We start from the raw sequence: 19,272 nt of genomic DNA, 5'->3' as shown, positions 1-19,272 counted from the left end.
CAGCATAAGACAGGTCAGCCTCAGCCCTATGATCCGCAAAATGCCCAACCCGACAGGCTGCTAAAGAAATCAAATATGAGTCAGGGCATCCCAGAGTTGGTATCAGGCTCCTCCACAGGGCGCGTATCATCCGGAAGGGCGATACGCGGGGGACTTCCGACGGGTCCACGCCAAGGATGTAGCGCGCGGTTCTGTGCAGTCCGGTGAAGCGAAAATCCGTCGGCTGCCAGATATGTTCCTCATCATCGAAAAACAGGCCAAGACAATAACTGGCGTAGCAATTCGTATAGATATCCTGCTCTTTTGCATCTTCCTGGCTGATCAGCTTCAGATCCGGATAGCTGTCACGGAACAGGGGAAGGATCGCCCCGGACAGAACACAGGTCACCTCAGCTCCATGTCTGAGTGCAAAACGTTCAGCATAAGGGAACCAGGCCAGAGTATCGCCCAGCGTCCCGACAGGAAACTGAATGATGACTTTCCTGTTCCTGAGATCCAGTTCATGCCGGAAAATCCCGGCGGTGGTCCCGTCCTCACGGATATCGTGAACTTCAAGACCGAAGCGGACATAAAATCGTTTTGAGGACCGGACAAAAGCACCGGCCGTCTCGTTCGTAAAAAGTATATTCCCTGTATCGAGATCTTTTATGACGAACTTCCATTTTCCCGTTTCCCTTACAGGAAGAGAGAGCCTGGCACCCAGATTGAAATCGAAGAAAATCCCCTCAGGCCCTGCAATGACAGGTTGCTGCGGTGGCGGAACGCAGTTCGCCGAAATAGCAGGAGGGGAGGATACGGCAGAGTCAGAACATATATCTTCCGAAGCAGAAGATGTTTCAGAAGAGGGAATCATGATCGAATAACTCTTAGATAAGATAATGAATTATTCGAAGAATAAAATATATTGGTTAATAAACCATGTTCAGGGCGGGGGATTCATATCCGGCGGATGATTGCGCCATTCAGTCTGGAAAAGGGATAACAGGCTGCGGCATTTCATCCATCGTCCAGTCCCCTGTAGCCCACTCCGCACGCAGATGGCGGGCATGGGCATCGAGGGAGGAATCCGTGATTGCAGTGCGAATACCTCTCATAAGCCTCTGATAATAGGAAAGATTATGCCATGTGAGGAGCATCGGTCCCAGTATTTCCTCACAGCGGAACAGATGATGCAGATAGGCACGGGAATGCCGCGTGCAGGCCAGGCAGTCACAATCAGGAGAAAGAGGCCTGGCATCCGAAGCATGCCGCGCATTCCTCAGATTAAGCGTACCACGCTCCGTATAGGCCCGCGCGGTCCGGCCCGCACGACTCGGCATCACGCAATCGAACATATCGACGCCACGCTGCACACTCCCCAGCAGGTCATCCGGGGTGCCCACACCCATCAGATAGCGGGGCTTGTCCTCCGGCATCAGCGGCGTCGTCACATCAAGGGTGGAGAACATGAGTTCCTGTCCCTCACCCACGGCAAGACCGCCGATGGCATATCCCTCAAATCCGATATCCGTCAGGGATCTGACGCTTTCTGCTCGAAGCTGCGGCTCGGTCCCGCCCTGCACGATACCGAACTGACCATAACCCGCACGAGGTATGAACGCCTCACGCGAACGCGCTGCCCAGCGCATGGACAGACGCATGGATTCAGAAATTCTTTCAACGGATGCAGGCAGAGCCGGACATTCGTCAAAACACATCGTGATCGTGGCATCGAGTGCATGCTGAATGGCGGTGGAGCGTTCCGGATCAAGACGATGTTTCGATCCGTCGATATGGGACTGAAACGTCACTCCATCCTGATCAAGTTTCCGCAACGCCCCGAGAGACATAACCTGAAAACCACCTGAATCCGTAAGGATCGGTCCGGACCAGTCCATCATCTTATGAAGACCGCCAAGAGCCCGGACACGCTCCGCTCCGGGCCGGAGCATCAGGTGATAGGTGTTGCCAAGAACAATTCCGGCACCCGTAGAGCGCACGGCATCCATTGTCATGGCCTTGACGGTCCCCACAGTCCCGACAGGCATGAAAGTCGGCGTCGGAACCGCACCATGTGCCGTATGCAATGTCCCGGCCCGGGCCGCGCCGTCAGTCGCCTCAGCAACCCATCTGAAGCCGGTCATCCATTCGATCCTTATCAGAAAATCCGTTATTCAGGCAGATATTTTCTCTGATCCGCCCATATAGGAGCGCAGCACGGGCGGAACGATGATGCTGCCATCCTCTTCCTGCCAGTTTTCCATAACGGCGATCAGGGTGCGCCCGACCGCAAGTCCGGATCCGTTGAGCGTATGCACAAAGGCAGGAGCCCCGCCGGCAGCACGATAGCGCGCGTTCATACGCCTCGCCTGGAAATCCCTCGTATTGGAACATGAGGAAATCTCACGCCAGGCCTGCTGCCCTGGTATCCATGCCTCAAGATCGAATGTCTTCGCTGCGCCGAAACCCGTATCTCCAGCGCAGAGCAGCATCCGGCGATAGGGTATCTCCAGAGCCTCAAGAATTTTCTCGGCACAGCGCGTCATCCGCTCATGCTCGGCTTCACTGTCCTCAGGCTTCGTGACCGATACCATCTCGACTTTTTCGAACTGATGCTGCCTCAGCATACCGCGGACATCCCGCCCGGCCGATCCGGCCTCACTCCGGAAGCACAGGGAAAGCGCCGTCATCCGCAGCGGGAGAACGAATTCCTCAAGTATATCTCCGGCAACAGATGCAGTCAGAGGAACCTCGGCCGTCGGAATCAGCCAGCGTCCTTCCTCCGTTCTGAAGGACTGATCAGAAAATTTCGGAAGCTTGTCCGTTCCGTACATTGCGGCTTCACCCACAAGAACGGGAACATGTGTCTCCGTATATCCGTGCTCGTTCACATGCATATCGAGCATGAACTGGCCAAGAGCACGCTCCAGGCGGGCAAGCGGCCCGCGCAGCATGACAAACCGGGCTCCGGACAGCTTTCCTGCCGTGGCGAAATCCATCTGCGGATAGGAACCCGCTGTAAGAATTTCTCCGATTTCGAAATGCTGCTTCGGAGTAAAAGAAAAATGACGCGGAGCCCCGTGCTCATGAACCACGACGTTCTGCGCCTCGTCCTTCCCGTCGGGAACGGAATCATCCAAGCGGTTCGGCAGGATCGCAAGCATCTGCCGCGTTTCATCATCCAGCCCTGCCGCACGGGCGTCCAGCCCCTCCATATCGGTACGAAGCTGAGCCCCTTCGGCCTCAAGTGCGGAACTGTCTCCTCCGGCCTTTCTGATTGTACCGATCTCTTTTGAAAGTGCATTACGCCGCGCCTGCTTTTCTTGAAGGCGGGTCAGAGCCTCACGCCGCTCTTCATCCAGACGCAGGACAGTAGCGGCAACAGGCTCAGCACCCCGGCGGATCAGGGCGGCGTCAAAAGCTTCCGGGTCAGCGCGAAGTGCGCGGAGGTCGTGCATCAGTCTGCCTCTGCTGTTTTTTCTGGTTCAACAAAACGCGTGGAAATAATGGAAATTTCGTAAAGGAGGATCAGGCATACAGCCAGACCGATCTGGGAAAACATATCGGGAGGCGTCAGAACGGCCGCAGCAACGAATGTGCCGACAATGGCATAGCGCCGGAAACGCCGAAGCTGTCCGGAGGTCACGATACCTGCCCGTGCCAGAAGTGTCAGAACCACCGGCAGTTCAAAGGAAACGCCAAAAGCCATGATGAGCTTCATCACAAGAGACAGGTATTCGGACACCTTGGCCTGAAGCTCGATCTGCACTCCGCCAGGACCGCCGCTGGTCTGGAAAGAAAGAAAGAACTTCCAGGCAACAGGAAAGATGAAATAATACGCCAGTGCGGCACCGGACAGAAACAGAAGCGGCGTGGCGACCAGAAACGGCGCGAAGGCCCGTTTTTCAGAACGGTAAAGCCCCGGCGCGATAAACATCCATAACTGGATCGCAACCATCGGAAAGGACAGAAAACCCGCGCCGAACAGAGCAACTTTCAGATACGTGAAAAACGCCTCATACAGAGCCGTATAGATCAGATGAGGTTCCTCACCGTTCCTGCGCATGACATCGCCCAGAGGCTGGGCAAGAAAAAGATAGATATCACCGGCAAAGTGATAGCACAGGGCAAAACACACGCCGAATGTGGCAAGCGACCACATAAGACGCCGCCGCAGCTCAATCAGATGATCCAGCAGCGGCATTGCCTCGTCATGAATCGGATCGTCGTTCCGTGCAGCAGACATGCGGATCAGTGCTCCGCCTGAGAAGAGCTGGAAGGAACGGCCTGGCTCCCGTGATAGATACGCACGGGCGGCAGAATGGCCGGTCTGCGCAGACGCGGCATTTCCTCCCGGATACGTCTGGCCGTCATAGGCGGCAGGATCGCGGGCAGGCCGGGATCAGCCTCCTCCCGGACAGAGGCGATCCGGTCGGGAGAATGCAGTTCCCCTGTCGCAATGCCCCGGCCTGTGCCGGAAGAAAGATCAGGGAGCGAAAGGTCAGGCAGAACAGGCGGCTCCATCGCCCGCTGAAGACTGCCGTCGCCATCCACCGTGCGCATAATATGACGGCGGACATCCATCGAGCGCAGATCACGCACCGAATTACGGACCTCGGACAGATCCGCCTCGCGCATGAACTCGTCGAAATGTTCCTGAAATTCCGAAGCCATACCGCGCAGCTTTTTCACAGCCTTCTTCACGGCGCGGATGGCAACCGGCATGTCTTTCGGACCGATGACCAGCAGGGCCACGACCCCGATCAGAGCAAATTCCGACCACGCGAAGTCAAGCATCATTCCCGCCCGGCGCGGATAACCGCGCAGATAAACCAGCCGTCCCCCCAGACCGGAGACCCCCCTGCCCTAGCACGTCTGCCGTCAGGGAGAAAATCTCCGCGTCTCTCACGCGTCCTCCTCTCCGGCCTGCGCCTCAGAAGCCAGAAGATCGGCTGTCTCCGCCTGCGCTTCCTCCGTCCGGGGCAGCGCTTCGGGCAGCTCGGTCATCAGTTCCTCACGCCGCGGAAGATCACCCAGCCCCTTCAGCCCGAAATGACGCAGGAAATCGGCCGTCGTCCCCCAGAGCACCGGACGCCCGGGAACCTCCTTGCGGCCACGCGGTGCAATCAGGGATTCCTCAATCAGCGTATCCAGAACATTCTGACCCAGAGAGACACCGCGGATGTCCTCGATTTCCGCCCGGGTACAGGGCTGATGATAGGCAATGATCGCAAGCGTCTCCATGGCGGCCCGTGCCAGCCGGCGCGGCCGGGGCAGAACTTTCGTCAGCAGCGGAGCAAGATCCGGTGCCGTGCGGAACTGCCAGCCTCCGGCCACTTCCGAAGGCAGCACCCCGCGCCCGGCATAACGGGTCTGAAGCGCATCAAACACGGCCCTCAGACAGGTATCCAGATCCTCGACCCCGTCGGGCACAAGATCCTGATTTTCCAGAAGAGACAGGATCGCCTTCGCACTCACCGGCGCGCTTGCGGAAAAAATCATCGCCTCCACAAGGCGCACGACCTGATCAGAGGGCCAGATATCCTGCGTGATATCCGTCATTCCATCTCCCCGGCCTCAGCCGTCATTTCCATCTCTTCCTGAGGGCGGAGAAAGATCTTTCCGAAAGCCTCATCCTGTTTCAGTTCCAGCATCCCGCTTTTCGCAAGTTCCAGCCCGGCAATCAGAGTGCCGGCCATAGCGGCCCGCCCGGCTCTGGCCCGGTCCGTCACATCCGTTTCCGGCAGAGCCTCGGGAAGATAGCTGTCCAGAGAGCTCCAGCCCGGCGGCGTACTCCCCAGAAGCCGCCGCAGCCGCACCAGCGCATCCTGCACGGTCCAGAACCGGATCACACGCGGCCGGTAAATCCTCTTTCTGGCCGTCCGGCGGATCACCGCCATCCATGCCCGCATCAGCTGCGGCACATCCAGCGCAAGGCCGGACCGGTCGATCTCCACCAGCGTTTCGGCCTCACCCCGCGCAAACACGTCCCGGCCAAGCTGATCACGGGCGGAAAGCCAGGCCGCCGCCGCACTCATCCGGGCCAGTTCCTCAAGACGCTCCTGCAGAAGCTCCGCCGCATCGGCAGCCTCCTCATCCGGTCCGTCCTCGGATGGAAGAAGCAGCCGCGATTTCAGCCACGCCAGCCACGCGGCCATCACCAGCCAGTCCGCCGCCAGCTCCAGCCGCACACGCCGGGCAGACTCAACGACGGCAAGATACTGCGTCACCAGATCAAGGATGGAGATACGGGCAAGATCGACTTTCTGCGCCCGCGCCAGCTCCAGAAGCAGGTCCAGAGGCCCCTCGAAACCGTCGAGATGCAGGACCGGGGCGGTAAACAGTTCCCCTTCGCCGGGTGCGGAGCCGGAAGGCGGCTCCGCTGCGATCGCCCCGTCAGGCGCCATGACCGCGCCGTTTACGGACGCAGCGGCGTGCACGCATGGCCCTGCGTGCGCATGCCGGCGCAGAACGCCTGAGCTTCCGACAGGCTGGCAAAACCACGGGTCCGCAGGCGATAGAAGATCGCGTTATCATGCGTGACCTTCTCGATCAGCGGCGTATGCGAGCCGATCAGATCCGGAGACGTCTCGCGAATCCGCGTCCATTCCTGCAGCGCGGAGGCTTCGGAATTCAGCGCCGCAAGCTGCACGCCATAGGTATCCTTCCCGGCAGCAGCACCGGCCGCCTGAACCGGCTTCACCGTGGTCACCGGCTTCGGTTTTACGGCAGCAGCAGGCTTTGCAGCAGCACGGGCAGGCTTCGTGGCAGGTGCGGCCACCGGTGTAGAAGCGGCAGCCCCGGACTCCGCAGGTGCTGCAGGTTCGGAATCAGCAGCAGATGCCGCATCCGGTGTGGCGGGCACTTCCTCATCGCTCTTATCGGAAGCCGGAGCAGCGGCAGACGGGGCTTCGGGTCCTGCTGCAGCACCCGCATCAGAAGCACCGTCGGACGCCGCATCAGCCGGAGCCGCACCCGTACCGGCAGCAGCACCGTCCGCCGCTCCGTCTCCGGAAGAGGCGGTATCACCGTCCTTTTTCACGCCATAACGCGCTGCCAGCGCCGCAGGGTCCGGCTGTTCCGGTCTGGGCATGACATGCGGTTTCCCGTCATCAGCAGGCTCTTCCAGCGCTGTGAGATCATTCGCTTCCATCCCGCCCGGATTGGCCGGCTTGTCGCGAACAGGCGCAGGTGGCGGCGCAATAACGGGAATTCCGCTCTGATGATGGGACAGCAGCGACCAGCTGCCGATGCCGAGCACAAGCAGTCCGCCAAGCCCCAGGGCGCCCCAGGTCAGCCAGCGCGTAGCCTTGTCCTGCGGGATCAGACCGCCCGCCAGCATCCCGCCGCGACGCACAGGCTCCGGATCATCATAATCCGCAGCCATCCGCTCGCGCGCACGGTTCAGCCGGTCCGCATGAGGGTCCGGCGGGGTGACGTCTCTGGGATCATCGCTCATCGCATTTCCTCTACCGGTTCAACGCCAAGAAGGAGCAGACCGCTGCGCAGGGTCGCTGCCGTCGCCGCCACGAGTGCGAGACGGGCCTTCGTCGCCTCCGGCTGATCTTCCTGCAGGAAGCGCAGCGTCGTATCATCACGGCCCTTATTCCACAGCCCGTGGAAATCAGCAGCCAGATCGCCCAGCCAGAACGCAATGCGATGCGGCTCCCGCGCCAGCGCCGCGGATTCCACCGTGCGCGGCCAGGAGGCCAGACGGCGGATCAGCGCGGTCTCCGCCTCCGAATCCAGCCCGTCCGTCGCAGCCTGAGACAGCACCGTATCCGTCGTCGCGTCCGCCCCGAACATCTCGGCTCCGGCCCGAAGCACCGAACGGCAGCGGGCATGGGCATACTGCACGTAAAATACCGGATTATCCCGCGTCTGTGCCACAACGGCGTTCAGATCAAACTCCATCTGCGCGTCGCTCTTGCGGGTCAGCATCGTAAAGCGGACCGCATCACGCCCCACCTCATCCAGCAGATCACGCAGCGTCACGAAATTTCCTGCCCGCTTGGACATCCGCACCGGCTGCCCGTCGCGCACGATATGCACGATCTGACACAGCAGAACCTCAAGCGGCGTCTTCCCGTCCGAAAGCGCCTTCACCGCCGCCTTCATCCGGCTGACATAGCCGCCATGATCCGCGCCGAGCACATCAACCAGCACATCCGCACCGCGCGAGATTTTGTCAGCGTGATAGCCGATATCATTCGCGAAATAGGTGTTGGACCCGTCGGACTTGCGGAGCGGACGATCCACGTCATCCCCGAATTCCGTCGAACGGAACAGCGTCTGCGGGCGCGGCTCCCAGTCATCGGGCAGCTTGCCCTTGGGCGGCTCAAGAACGCCCTCATACAGCAGGCCCTTGCCGGCCAGAGCATCAATTGCCCGGTCCACGATCCCGTCGCCAAGCACTTTGGCCTCGGACGTGAATACGTCGAAGGACACGCCGAGATCCGCAAGATCAGCCCGGATCCCCTCCAGCATCCGCGCAACGGCAAAGCTGCGGACCTCAGGGAACCACTTCTCCGGATCGGCAGGCTGTCCGCCCGGCTCTGCAAATGCTTCCCCGAACTGCGCCTTCAGCGCCTCACCGACGGGGATCAGATATTCACCGCGATACTGCAGCCCGCCCGGCACCAGAGCGGAAAACTCTTCTTCCGTCAGGGACGTGCCAAGCTGCTCCAGATAACGCCAGTAGGCCGCCCAGGCGAGCATGGCCACCTGCGCCCCGGCATCGTTGATGTAGAATTCCCGCGTGACGTCATAACCGGCCTTTTTCAGCAGGCTGGCCAGCGCATCACCTACAACGGCCCCGCGGCAATGCCCGACATGAACCGGACCGGTCGGATTGCACGACACATATTCAACATTCACCCGGATACCGCGTCCGCCCTCGCCCTCGCCCCAGGCCTCCCCGGCCTGCAGAACGGCGGGCACCACGGAACGGAGCGTCTCCGGAGACAGCGTGATGTTCACAAAGCCCGGCCCGGCCGCCTCCGCGCGGGCGATCCCGTCCACCTTCAGGAGTGCTGCAACCAGATCAGCCGCCAGATCGGCAGGCTTTCGCCGCGCGGGCTTCGCCGCCAGCAGCGCCGCGTTCGTCGCCATATCTCCATGCGCCGGATCACGCGCGGGTGTCAGCTCCACACGTCCGAGAACATCCTCGCCGATTTCAGGAACAACCGCACGCAACGCCTCCAGCACATGCGCACGATAGCGATGAAACAGACAACCGGACATCCGCAGGAACTCCTCCCCAGCCTGATCCCCCGGCAGAAAAGGACAGAATGCGCCGGAGCAGGTCAGACCTCATACAGCGCATTGCGTCCGGATGCGACCGGGTTTTGCCGATAATCAGCCCTGGAAAGGAGGTTTTCAGTCCTTCGCAGCTGCCGGAGCAGGGGCTCCGGCCTGCTGAAGAACCAGCAGCTCATTATTCTGCACGTCATAAAGCCCGAGCGTCCCGCGCGGAGACCCCTCCGCCCTGACCACCTTGCCAAGAGCCTCGGTCAGACGGTTTTCGGTCATGATCGCAGGGCAGAACATCCGCGTGGCCACGACGGGACCGAAGCTGTAGCCGGTCTCCGTCTGCGTCAGATGTGTCCGCAGGCGGTTGCACCCGCCGAAACCGGACACGTCACCATTGTCGGAAACGACGAGGAACGGGAATTTCCCCGTCTCACCACCGCCTTCCTGCCCGACCAGAGGCGTCCCGCCGACACTCACAACGTCCCAGTGTCCCGGTGTGATCCGTGCGGACTCGCCCTGCGGCTGGTCAGATACACAGCCCGTCAGAAGAAGAGCAAGGCCCGCAGAAGTCAGGAAACACGCTTTAGAACGAAAATTCACCGGACGAAGTCTTTCCTGTTGTGGTCAGCAAGGCTCGTGTATCCGGAGCAGGACCCCGGTTCCGGAAAGAGACACGGTCCCTCCGGTCCCTTTATTTTATGAGAAATCAGGCCGTTTGCAAATGCATATTCCTAAAAAATGGAAAGACGCATCCTGCAGACAGAAACCGGAACGATACATGGAAAAAGAGAATATCCTGCAGCCAGGCGCGGCAGCCTGGACGGGAGGAAAGACCCGAAAATCCGTCTTGGGAATCAGCCACACCCGAACGGCCCCGCGGGCCGCACGAGGCCGGGAAGATCAGCCCCGGCGCACGAAACTCCAGTAAAGCGGCGTACGTCCGCATCGGAGCGCCTTGGCCTCATATCGCGTCGGCGGCCAGTCATCGGGCCGACTGCGGGCCGGCTCGGTATAATCAAAAAAATCCTGAGACGTCATGACATCCGTCACCCAGGCCTGATAGGTCGGATCATCACTGGCCACGCGCCAGACCGCGCCGGGCTTTAGAGCACGGGCCACGACCGGCAGATTCCCCGGATGCACGAAGCGCCGCTTGGCATGTCGCGCCTTCGGCCACGGATCAGGAAACATCAGAAACAGACGGCTCAGGGACGCCTCAGGAAGAGCCGTAAGAAGCTGTCGTGCATCCTCATCCCACAGACGAAGGCCGGCCGGAAGCGATGCATCCGCCTCGCTCAGCCCTTCCGGAACCAGACGCGAGAGCAGGGAACACAGCCCGTTCTCAAACACCTCACAGGCAATATAGCCGACATCCGGATGCGCTTCGATCTGGGAAACAACATGCTCGCCACCGCCAAACCCGACCTCAAGCCAGAGTTCGTTCCGGGGCGGAGCAAAGGCAGCAGCCGGACCTCCCGCCTGATCCGCAGGAAAGCGCAGACGCGGCAGGGTGATGTCCAGAAGGCGCTGCTGCCTGGGACGCAGCGGATGACCCCGCTGGCGTCCGTAAAGCCGCTCTGCCGGTGGTTTCAGGCCACCGGCAGAGACGGAGGTCTCAGCGGTTGAAGGCACTGCGCAGGGCCGGCACCAGATCGGTGCGCTCCCACGGGAAGGTATCCGCATCCTCATCCGGCGTGCGGCCGAAATGACCATAGGCCGAAGTCGGAACATAGATCGGACGGTTCAGACGCAGATGCTCGCGAATACCGCGCGGGCTGAGGTTCATGACCTCACGCAGAACATCCCCCAGCTTCGTCTCATCCACATCCTGACCCGTACCGTCCAGATCCACATAGACCGACAGGGGATGAGACACGCCAATGGCATAGGACAGCTGCAGCGTGCAGCGATCAGCCAGACCGGCCGCAACAATGTTCTTCGCCAGATAACGGCAGGCATAGGCCGCCGAACGGTCCACCTTGGTCGGATCCTTACCGGAGAACGCACCACCGCCATGCGGAGCCGCACCGCCATAGGTGTCCACGATGATCTTGCGGCCCGTCAGACCCGCATCGCCATCCGGTCCGCCAATGACGAAAATTCCGGTCGGATTGACATAGAATTCCTTATCCGGCGGCACCCAGCCTTCAGGAAGAACGTCCCGGACAATTCCGCCCAGATGCTCACGCAGCTCTGCCTGATCCATGCCCTCATCATGCTGCGTGGAAATCACGACAGACGTCGCACCGACCGGACGGCCGTCCTTATAACGCAGCGTCACCTGGCTCTTGGCATCCGGCTGCAGACCAGCCGCACGCGGATCTCCGGCACGACGCAGATCGCGCATCGTCTCCAGGATCTTGTGGGAATAATACAGCGGAGCCGGCATCAGCGTGTCGGTCTCTCTCGTGGCGAAACCGAACATGATGCCCTGGTCGCCCGCACCCTCATCCTTCTCTCCGGCGCTGTCCACGCCGACGGCGATATCAGCGGACTGTGCGTGCAGATAATTGCTGATTTCCGCGTTTTTCCAGGAGAAGCCGCTCTGGTCATAACCGATGTCGCGGATCGCCTCACGTGCCGCCTCGACCAGCAGCTCAGAGGTGACGGAAGCCGGACCACGGACCTCACCGGCCAGAACGACGCGATTGGTGGTCACAAGGGTCTCGCACGCCACGCGCGCTTCCGGATCGGCAGAGAGATAGGCATCGAGAACCGTATCGCTGATCCGGTCTGCCACCTTATCGGGATGGCCCTCGGAAACGGATTCCGAAGTAAACAGGAACTCGCCGTGTTTGCGCATGATGTGCCGACAGCCTCACAAAGGACAGGAAGGGGTCTCAGACCCGTGAAATTCCCGCGAAAAAATCGCGCGAAAAGGGATAGCCCGTTTGACCCAGGATGCGTCCCGGGTCAAGTTCCCGCTCGGGAAAGACAGTCATGCCTCAGGCTATGTCCCTGTAAAAGCTCTGTTTCCGCAGGATCAGGATTTCAGGCCCAGCACGTTTTCCATGTCATAAAGACCGGGCTCGTGCCCCGCCAGCCACAGGGCGGCCTGCACGGCACCATCGGAAAAGACACGACGATCAAAGGCGCGATGCGTCAGACCGATCTGCTCGGCCGCCGAGGTAAACAGCAGTGTATGCTCGCCCACGATCTGCCCGCCCCGCAGGGCCGCAAAGCCGATCGCCCCTTCCGCCCGCGCGCCCGTATGCCCGTCACGCCCGCTCTCCTTCACATCGGACAGGCAGACATCCCGCCCGTCCGCCACGGCCTCACCGATCGCCAGCGCCGTTCCTGACGGCGCATCAACCTTCTGCCGGTGATGCATCTCCACAATCTCGGCATCATATGAACGCGCAGGAAGTGCTGCCCCCATCTGTCGCGCCAGCCGCAGGACAAGCGTGACACCGGGTGAGAAATTTGCCGCCTGAATCACGGGAATATCCGCCGCAGCCGCAACGACGGCAGCCTGCTCCTGCCCGGAAAGCCCGGTGGTACCCAGAACCCAGGGCGTCCTGCGATCCGCAAGAGCACGTGCATGTGCCGCAACTGTGCTGACATGCGTAAAATCGATCACGAGATCGGACACATCCGCAAGGTCCTCAATCCGTGCGAACACGGGAGCCCCCTCCACCGGAGCACTCTCCGTCAGGGCCGTTCCGCCTGACAGACACGCGGCGGGCGCGTCCTGCACGCTGCGGACCAGCATCCGGCCCATCCGGCCGTGGATTCCGGCAATGCCGATGCGAAGAGTTCCGGAGGTCATGGCGCGGCGTCCCGATCTGTCAGGGGAAAGTCCCGGAAGCCATACGTCGTTTGGCCACGGGCTTCAACATGCCCGTGGTCACGGCAGAATACGACGCGCCGCCCCGGTCATGACACGGGAAGGCAGCTCTGCACGCCTCCCGTCTCGCCACGCTCCAGCTCCAGCAGCCACCGCTTATCATCCACGCCGCCATCGCTGGAAAATCCCCCCAGCCCCTTCGCTCCGAGCACACGATGGCAGGGTATCAGGATCGGGATCGGATTGCTCCCGACAGCCCCGCCGACAGATCGCGGAGACCCGCCTACCAGGGATGCAACCTCGCCATAGGTCAGGGTCTGTCCGCAGGGAATCGTCAGAAGAACATCCCACACACGCCTCTGATAGACCGTCCCATGCGGGCGCATCGGTAACGGAAACACGCCCCCGGGGTGATCAAACCATGCATCAAGCCAGGCACAGGCCTGCTCCAGAAACGGCGTATTCTCCTGGTCCCGCCCGCGGCCCCAGTCCAGAGAAATCAGCGCGCCGTCTTCCTCCGTCAGGGTCAGGGAGCCAAGCGGCGAATGCATGGAAAGCTGGGGCATGATCCGGATACCTGTAGCCAGTGATCTGAATATAGTATGAACCCGTCTTGCGCATCGTGACAAGAAAGAGATCAGCCTCCGCCATGACTTCCTCCTCCGACGTCATCTTCGCTCTGGCATCCGGCCTGGAACGTGCCGCCATCGCGGTGATGCGGGCCAGCGGACCGGACAGCGGAGCCGTGCTCAGCCGCCTGTGCGGCAAGCTGCCCGCACCGCGCAGAGCCTCACTCCGGCCGCTCTGGCGCGACGCGTCCGGGCACAGAGACCGGCTGGACGACGCGCTGGTGCTGTGGTTCCCCGGACCACAGAGCTATACGGGAGAAGACAGCTTCGAGCTGCATCTTCACGCAGGCCCCGCCGTCATCGCCGCCGTCTCCGAAGCCCTGACAGAGGCCGGCGCGCGTCCCGCCGAAGCCGGGGAGTTCACACGACGGGCTTTTGCGAACGGGCGACTCGATCTGACGGAAGCCGAGGGAATTGCCGATCTCATCGCGGCAGAGACACAGGCCCAGCGCAGGCAGGCCCTCGCCCAGGCCGACGGCGCACTCAGCCGCATATGCAATGACTGGACAGAACGCCTGCGCATTCTCGTCGCGCGCCAGGAAGCCCTGATCGATTTTCCCGACGAAGACCTGCCCCCGGAAGTCGGGGCCGCCACCGTAAGCGGCATCACGACATTGCGAGATGAACTCTCCGCCCATCTTGCCGACAGCGCACGCGGAGAACGGATTCGCACAGGGCTGACTATTGCGATCGCAGGGCGACCCAATGCGGGAAAATCCAGCCTGCTCAACCTGTTCGCCGGACGGGATGCGGCAATCGTCTCTCCTCTGGCGGGAACCACCCGGGACGCCATAGAAACCGTGATCGTCATCGGCGGACTCAGGGTTACGCTGGTTGATACGGCAGGCCTGCGGGAGGCGGCCGATCCCATTGAGGCAGAAGGCGTGCGCCGGGCGATGTTTCACGTGAAACATGCCGATCTTTGCGTGCAGATGTTCACGGCCAACGAGCCGCCTGAAGAAATTCTTCCTGATGCGATCCTGGTGTGCAACAAGACGGATCTGTATCCGCCGCCGGATCATATCAATGACCGGCCCGTGCTCGGACTGAGTCTTCTGACGGAGCAGGGGCTGGACGGGCTGAAGAAGGAACTGGAAGCCCGTGTCGTGGCTCTGACATCAGGCCGCGCAGGTGCTCCCCTGACCCGGTCCCGCCATCGTGCCGCCGTGTCAGAGGCATTGCAGTGTCTGGACCGTGCCCTGATCCAGGAATGGCCGGAAATACGCGGAGAGGATCTGCGTGTGGCGCTCCGGGCGCTGGGGCGGCTGACCGGTGCGGTCGGAGTGGAGGATATTCTCGATACGGTCTTCGGGCAGTTCTGTATCGGAAAATAGAAAGACGGAAGAAGCAGGGTCTGGAGAGATGGAAACGACACGGTTCGATGTCATCGTGGTGGGCGGCGGGCACGCGGGAAGCGAGGCCGCGGCAGCGGCCGCACGTTGCGGCGCCCGGACGCTGCTGCTGACGCACCGGAAAGATACGGTCGGCGTGATGTCATGCAATCCGGCCATAGGCGGAATAGGAAAGGGCCATCTCGTGCGCGAAATCGACGCACTTGATGGCGTCATGGCGCGCGCCGCTGATCTGGCCGGTATTCACTTCAAGCTGCTCAACCGCTCCAAAGGTCCGGCCGTTCATGGTCCGCGCGCGCAGGCAGATCGTGGCCTGTACAGAAAGGCCGTTCAGGATATCCTGAGTGCAACCGAGGGACTTTCCATTGAGGAAGGCGCGGTTGCCGATCTGCTGATCGCGGCAGACAAATCCGTCAGCGGCGTGGTGTGCGAGGACGGGCGTATCTATGAAGCCCGCAGCGTCGTCCTCACAGCCGGAACATTCCTGCGCGGTGTCATCCATATCGGACATCAGAACACGCCCGCCGGTCGGGTGGGAGAAGCTCCGGCCAACGCGCTCGGGGCCCGCCTGGAAGCGCTGGATCTTCCAATGGGACGGCTGAAAACCGGTACACCGGCACGTCTGCGCAAAAGCAGCATCGACTGGGACGGGCTCCAGGCTGATCCCGGAGATGCCACGCCCGAGCTTTTCAGCCGGAGCAGTTCCGGCCCGGTCAACCCGCAGGTCAGTTGCCGCATCACGGCCACAACCGAAAAAACACATGAAATTATCAGAGAAAATATAAATCTCTCTGCGGTCTATGGCGGAGCCATCGCCGGGCGGGGTCCGCGTTACTGTCCGTCGATTGAGGACAAGGTCGTCCGCTTCGCAGAGAAAACATCTCACCAGATTTTTCTGGAACCGGAAGCCCTGCCGGACAACCCCGGAGGAGATCTGGTCTATCCGAACGGAATCTCAACATCCCTGCCCGCAGACGTGCAGGAGCGGATGATCCGGACAATGCCCGGCCTCGAACACGCAGAGATCGTTCGTCCCGGATATGCCGTCGAATATGACTACATCGACCCCCGCGCCCTGAATCCGACACTGGAACTGCGCGCGCTCCCCGGCCTGTTTCTGGCCGGTCAGATCAACGGCACGACCGGATATGAGGAGGCCGGGGCACAGGGTCTCCTCGCTGGTATGAATGCGGCACGCCGGGCAGGAGGAAGCGACTGCGTCACGATCGACCGCGGGCAGGGCTATATCGGGGTCATGATCGACGATCTCACAACCCAGGGTGTGTCCGAACCGTATCGCATGTTCACCTCCCGCGCGGAATATCGACTGACCTTAAGAGCAGATAACGCAGACCTGCGCCTGACACCTGCCGGTATCGATTTCGGCTGCGTCGGCGCACAGAGAGCCGCCCTGTTCAGAGCCGATAAAAAATCTATCGACGGGGCGATGGAACGGGCAGAAACGGACACATGGACACCGGCACAGATCATCGCGGAAGACGTCTCCGTGGCACAGGACGGACGCCGCCGCACCCTGATCGAGGTTCTGGCCGCCGGAGCTTCGTCCGATATCGCCTCACGTCTTGCCCCCTGGTTTTCGGAGCTCTCTCCCCGCGTCAGGCAGCATGTGCAGACGGAAGCCCGCTATGGCGGATATCTTGTCAGACAGGCGCGGGAAATCAGGCAGCTTGAGGCCGAAACGGCGCTTGCCGTACCACATGATTTCGATTTCGCGACCGTGGGAGGGCTGAGCGCAGAGATGCAGGAGCGTCTGGAGCGCGCCCGTCCGTCAACCTTCAGTGCAGCACAGCGCATTCCCGGAATGACTCCTTCCGCACTGATGGCCCTGCTCAGCCGCCTGAAACAGGCCGCCTGAGCATGGATGTTTCACGTGAAACGCAGGAACGCCTGGAAGTCTTCGCTGCACTCCTCACGAAGTGGAACGAGAAAATCAATCTCGTCTCACCAAAGGACATGGCGCATCTCTGGCCCCGCCACATAGAAGACAGCCTCGAACTCGTTCCTCTGGTCCCTCCCGGCAGTGTCGTAACCGATCTCGGATCAGGCGGAGGATTTCCCGGGCTGATCCTTGCCATCGCCGCCGATGCACATGTCACGCTGGTCGAGTCCGATCAGCGGAAATGCGCCTTCCTGCGTGAGGCCGCCCGCGTGACCGGCTGCAGGGCAACAATCGTTCCGTCCAGGATCGAGTCGGTCAGCCTGCCTCCCACGCCGATCGTGACAGCTCGTGCTCTGGCCGATCTGCCGCTTCTCCTCGAATGGGCCGCCCCGCTCCTCAGACCGGACGGATATGCGCTTTTCATGAAGGGCAGACAGGCAGAAGATGAGTTGACCCGTGCCGCCCGCGACTGGCACATGACCCTCTCAAGACTCCCCGGCCGTTCTCCGGACGGCGTCATCCTCAGAGTGAGTAATCTCACACGTGTCTGATTCTCCCCGCCCGAAAAAATCCTCCTCCTCCGCTCCGTCATCCCGGGGCGCACAGGTTCTGGCCATGGCGAACCAGAAAGGAGGCGTCGGCAAGACCACGACCTCCATCAATCTCGCCGCCGCGCTGGCCGGACTGGGTAAGAAGATTCTGCTGGTCGATCTCGATCCGCAGGGAAACGCCTCCACAGGTCTCGGCATAGGCTACGATGCCCGGCAGAACGGAAGCTACGCCCTGCTTCTGGGTGAAGCCGATCCGGCCGCCCTTCTGCGTCCGACCGAAGTCGGAAACCTCAGCATCGTTGCCGCCGATACCGATCTGGTCGGCGCGGAGGTCGAGCTGATCGCAGCAGAAGATCGCGAACACCGCCTGAAAAAAGGCCTCGCCGGGCTGAAAGCGCAGTACGATTTCATTCTGATCGACTGCCCTCCCAGCCTCGGCCTGCTGACCCTGAACGCCCTTGTCGCGGCCGACGGTGTCATCGCTCCGCTGCAGTGCGAGTTCTTCGCGCTGGAAGGGATCAGCCATCTGAAGAAAACCATCGACCGCGTCAGGAAACAGCTCAATCCGGATCTGAAAATATCCGGTATCCTCCTGACAATGTACGACCGGCGGAATAACCTCTCCGAACTCGTCGCCGCCGATACGCGTGCCTTTTTCGGAGATGCCGTTCTGGACACGGTCATCCCGCGGAATATCCGGATTTCCGAAGCCCAGAGCCACGGGCTGCCGGTCATGCTGTATGACGCCCGCTCCAGCGGAGCCGCAGCCTATACTGATCTGGCCAGAGAAATCGTAAAACGGCGAAGCAGGAAAGACTGATCCCGATGGCAAAAAAACCACCCCAGCGCCTCGGCCGCGGTCTTGCCGCCCTGCTCGGAGATCTTCCTGTCCCGGGTGCAGCCGCAGTCCCGTCACCGGCAGCCCAGCAGACTGCCGAGACATCCCCCCGCAACGGGCAGATCTCCTCTGTCCCGGTGGACATGCTCGAACCCGGCCCGTTCCAGCCTCGGCAGAATATGGACCCGGCAGCCCTGGAAGAGCTGGCGGAATCCATCCGTCGCCAGGGCGTGCTCCAGCCGGTGCTGGCCCGCCCCCATCCGGACAAACCCGGACATTATCAGATCATCGGCGGAGAACGCCGCTGGAGAGCCGCGCAGAAAGCACAGCTGCACGATGTGCCGGTGCATATCCGCACGCTGAGCGACACCGATGCGATGGCCGCAGCCCTGGTCGAGAATCTCCAGCGCGCCGATCTCAATCCGATCGAGGAAGCCGAGGGCTTCAGCCGCCTGATCGAAGACTATCACCTGACCCAGGACGAACTGGCCACCCTGATCGGCAAATCCCGCCCGCACGTGGCCAACACCCTGCGCCTTCTGCGTCTGCCGGACTCCCTGCGCCGGGACGTGACAGCAGGAAAACTGTCCGCAGGCCATGCCCGCGCCCTGCTGAGCCACCCCGATCCCGTCAGCGCCGCAAGGGAAGTGATCGCAAAAGATCTCTCGGTCCGGCAGACAGAAGCTCTGGCCCAGAAGGCCCTGGCGGCACCTCAGACAACAGGCAAACCGTCCGCGCAGAAGGACACACCTCGCCGGGATCCCGAAATTGCCTCTCTGGAGCGCGACCTTTCAGTAAAACTCGGCCTTCGCGTCGCCGTCACCTTCGACGGAAAAGGCGGCTCGATCCGCTTTGACTACAAAACCCTGGAACAGCTTGACGGCCTGCTCGCACTTCTCAACAGATAATACCAACGGTTATCATGTTTGACCGATATGAGCCCACTTTCTGAGCCCGATGGATTGGATGGTTTGCGGCAGGGCA

The 19,272-nt window shown here is 61.3% G+C and carries 19 protein-coding genes; 5 read left to right on the top strand and 14 right to left on the bottom strand.

All coding sequences use genetic code 11. The annotated features are described in order from the left end of the window. From LOC54_RS07270 to LOC54_RS07205, 14 genes are all read right to left on the bottom strand, one after another. On the bottom strand, nt 1–853 hold an 853-nt coding region (locus tag LOC54_RS07270; protein ID WP_279313160.1), incomplete at its 3' end, for an autotransporter strand-loop-strand O-heptosyltransferase. 109 nt (nt 854–962) lie between these two features. After that, nucleotides 963–2,123 carry a tRNA guanosine(34) transglycosylase Tgt gene (gene tgt / locus LOC54_RS07265; protein ID WP_279313159.1) on the bottom strand — a complete coding sequence of 387 codons (1,161 nt, stop codon included), beginning with the start codon at nt 2,121–2,123 and terminating at the stop codon, nt 963–965. 30 nt (nt 2,124–2,153) lie between these two features. Beyond that, a complete protein-coding gene (gene serS / locus LOC54_RS07260) occupies nt 2,154–3,437 on the bottom strand; it encodes a serine--tRNA ligase (RefSeq protein WP_279313158.1) in 1,284 nt (427 codons plus the stop codon). After that, nucleotides 3,437–4,225, bottom strand: a complete 789-nt coding sequence (tatC, locus tag LOC54_RS07255; RefSeq protein WP_279313157.1) for a twin-arginine translocase subunit TatC — start codon at nt 4,223–4,225, stop codon at nt 3,437–3,439. The genes serS and tatC overlap by 1 nt, the downstream gene beginning before the upstream one ends. Nucleotides 4,226–4,230: 5 nt before the next feature. Beyond that, complete coding sequence (tatB, locus tag LOC54_RS07250) at nt 4,231–4,779, bottom strand: Sec-independent protein translocase protein TatB (RefSeq protein ID WP_347709393.1); 549 nt, start codon at nt 4,777–4,779, stop codon at nt 4,231–4,233. Nucleotides 4,780–4,884: 105 nt separating this feature from the next. After that, entirely contained in the window at nt 4,885–5,541 is a 657-nt protein-coding gene (gene scpB / locus LOC54_RS07245) for an SMC-Scp complex subunit ScpB (protein ID WP_279313156.1), read from the bottom strand. Next, nucleotides 5,538–6,419 carry a ScpA family protein gene (locus tag LOC54_RS07240; RefSeq protein ID WP_279313155.1) on the bottom strand — a complete coding sequence of 294 codons (882 nt, stop codon included), beginning with the start codon at nt 6,417–6,419 and terminating at the stop codon, nt 5,538–5,540. The genes scpB and LOC54_RS07240 overlap by 4 nt, the downstream gene beginning before the upstream one ends. Then, the gene (locus tag LOC54_RS07235; protein ID WP_279313154.1) at nt 6,398–7,438 is read right to left on the bottom strand and encodes an SPOR domain-containing protein; all 1,041 of its coding nucleotides are present in this window, start codon (nt 7,436–7,438) and stop codon (nt 6,398–6,400) included. Before LOC54_RS07235 ends, LOC54_RS07240 begins: the two co-directional genes overlap by 22 nt. Continuing rightward, nucleotides 7,435–9,222, bottom strand: a complete 1,788-nt coding sequence (gene argS, locus LOC54_RS07230) for an arginine--tRNA ligase (RefSeq protein ID WP_279313153.1) — start codon at nt 9,220–9,222, stop codon at nt 7,435–7,437. Before argS ends, LOC54_RS07235 begins: the two co-directional genes overlap by 4 nt. 135 nt (nt 9,223–9,357) lie before the next feature. Further along, nucleotides 9,358–9,831, bottom strand: coding sequence for an META domain-containing protein (locus tag LOC54_RS07225; RefSeq protein ID WP_279313152.1), 474 nt, complete (start codon nt 9,829–9,831; stop codon nt 9,358–9,360). 300 nt (nt 9,832–10,131) lie between these two features. Next, nucleotides 10,132–10,863 carry a tRNA (guanine(46)-N(7))-methyltransferase TrmB gene (locus LOC54_RS07220; RefSeq protein ID WP_279313151.1) on the bottom strand — a complete coding sequence of 244 codons (732 nt, stop codon included), beginning with the start codon at nt 10,861–10,863 and terminating at the stop codon, nt 10,132–10,134. Further along, nucleotides 10,847–12,034: a methionine adenosyltransferase gene (gene metK, locus LOC54_RS07215; RefSeq protein WP_279313150.1), complete on the bottom strand. Its 1,188-nt coding sequence runs from the start codon at nt 12,032–12,034 to the stop codon at nt 10,847–10,849. Before metK ends, LOC54_RS07220 begins: the two co-directional genes overlap by 17 nt. Nucleotides 12,035–12,214: 180 nt before the next feature. After that, a complete protein-coding gene (dapB, locus tag LOC54_RS07210) occupies nt 12,215–13,000 on the bottom strand; it encodes a 4-hydroxy-tetrahydrodipicolinate reductase (RefSeq protein WP_279313149.1) in 786 nt (261 codons plus the stop codon). Between the two features lie 107 nt (nt 13,001–13,107). Next, entirely contained in the window at nt 13,108–13,584 is a 477-nt protein-coding gene (locus tag LOC54_RS07205) for a methylated-DNA--[protein]-cysteine S-methyltransferase (protein WP_279313148.1), read from the bottom strand. A gap of 83 nt (nt 13,585–13,667) precedes the next feature. On the opposite strand from LOC54_RS07205, the gene mnmE reads away from it, so the two are divergent. From mnmE to LOC54_RS07180, 5 genes are all read left to right on the top strand, one after another. Continuing rightward, complete coding sequence (gene mnmE / locus LOC54_RS07200) at nt 13,668–14,981, top strand: tRNA uridine-5-carboxymethylaminomethyl(34) synthesis GTPase MnmE (protein ID WP_279313147.1); 1,314 nt, start codon at nt 13,668–13,670, stop codon at nt 14,979–14,981. Between the two features lie 28 nt (nt 14,982–15,009). Continuing rightward, entirely contained in the window at nt 15,010–16,875 is a 1,866-nt protein-coding gene (gene mnmG / locus LOC54_RS07195) for a tRNA uridine-5-carboxymethylaminomethyl(34) synthesis enzyme MnmG (protein ID WP_279313146.1), read from the top strand. 2 nt (nt 16,876–16,877) lie between these two features. Then, on the top strand, nt 16,878–17,450 hold the full coding sequence (rsmG, locus tag LOC54_RS07190; protein ID WP_279313145.1) for a 16S rRNA (guanine(527)-N(7))-methyltransferase RsmG: 573 nt from the start codon (nt 16,878–16,880) through the stop codon (nt 17,448–17,450). Between the two features lie 64 nt (nt 17,451–17,514). After that, nucleotides 17,515–18,270, top strand: a complete 756-nt coding sequence (locus tag LOC54_RS07185; RefSeq protein WP_279313161.1) for an AAA family ATPase — start codon at nt 17,515–17,517, stop codon at nt 18,268–18,270. Between the two features lie 5 nt (nt 18,271–18,275). After that, nucleotides 18,276–19,196 carry a ParB/RepB/Spo0J family partition protein gene (locus LOC54_RS07180; protein ID WP_279313144.1) on the top strand — a complete coding sequence of 307 codons (921 nt, stop codon included), beginning with the start codon at nt 18,276–18,278 and terminating at the stop codon, nt 19,194–19,196. The last annotated feature ends 76 nt before the right edge of the window (nt 19,197–19,272 follow it).

It is taken from the genome of Acetobacter sp. AN02 (assembly GCF_029759835.1).
Classification (GTDB): Bacteria; Pseudomonadota; Alphaproteobacteria; order Acetobacterales; family Acetobacteraceae; genus Acetobacter.
This window is presented reverse-complemented; position numbering and strand designations above follow the sequence as displayed.

What these genes read in the sequence shown, in the direction of transcription:
- metK (WP_279313150.1), bottom strand. Translation starts at nt 12,034, where the DNA reads ATGCGCAAACACGGCGAGTTCCTGTTTACTTCGGAATCCGTTTCCGAG.
- tatC (WP_279313157.1), bottom strand. Translation starts at nt 4,225, where the DNA reads ATGTCTGCTGCACGGAACGACGATCCGATTCATGACGAGGCAATGCCG.
- serS (WP_279313158.1), bottom strand. Translation starts at nt 3,437, where the DNA reads ATGCACGACCTCCGCGCACTTCGCGCTGACCCGGAAGCTTTTGACGCC.
- LOC54_RS07185 (WP_279313161.1), top strand. Translation starts at nt 17,515, where the DNA reads ATGGCGAACCAGAAAGGAGGCGTCGGCAAGACCACGACCTCCATCAAT.
- LOC54_RS07205 (WP_279313148.1), bottom strand. Translation starts at nt 13,584, where the DNA reads ATGCCCCAGCTTTCCATGCATTCGCCGCTTGGCTCCCTGACCCTGACG.
- LOC54_RS07235 (WP_279313154.1), bottom strand. Translation starts at nt 7,438, where the DNA reads ATGAGCGATGATCCCAGAGACGTCACCCCGCCGGACCCTCATGCGGAC.
- tgt (WP_279313159.1), bottom strand. Translation starts at nt 2,123, where the DNA reads ATGACCGGCTTCAGATGGGTTGCTGAGGCGACTGACGGCGCGGCCCGG.
- mnmG (WP_279313146.1), top strand. Translation starts at nt 15,010, where the DNA reads ATGGAAACGACACGGTTCGATGTCATCGTGGTGGGCGGCGGGCACGCG.
- scpB (WP_279313156.1), bottom strand. Translation starts at nt 5,541, where the DNA reads ATGACGGATATCACGCAGGATATCTGGCCCTCTGATCAGGTCGTGCGC.
- rsmG (WP_279313145.1), top strand. Translation starts at nt 16,878, where the DNA reads ATGGATGTTTCACGTGAAACGCAGGAACGCCTGGAAGTCTTCGCTGCA.
- argS (WP_279313153.1), bottom strand. Translation starts at nt 9,222, where the DNA reads ATGTCCGGTTGTCTGTTTCATCGCTATCGTGCGCATGTGCTGGAGGCG.
- dapB (WP_279313149.1), bottom strand. Translation starts at nt 13,000, where the DNA reads ATGACCTCCGGAACTCTTCGCATCGGCATTGCCGGAATCCACGGCCGG.
- tatB (WP_347709393.1), bottom strand. Translation starts at nt 4,779, where the DNA reads ATGATGCTTGACTTCGCGTGGTCGGAATTTGCTCTGATCGGGGTCGTG.
- LOC54_RS07180 (WP_279313144.1), top strand. Translation starts at nt 18,276, where the DNA reads ATGGCAAAAAAACCACCCCAGCGCCTCGGCCGCGGTCTTGCCGCCCTG.
- mnmE (WP_279313147.1), top strand. Translation starts at nt 13,668, where the DNA reads ATGACTTCCTCCTCCGACGTCATCTTCGCTCTGGCATCCGGCCTGGAA.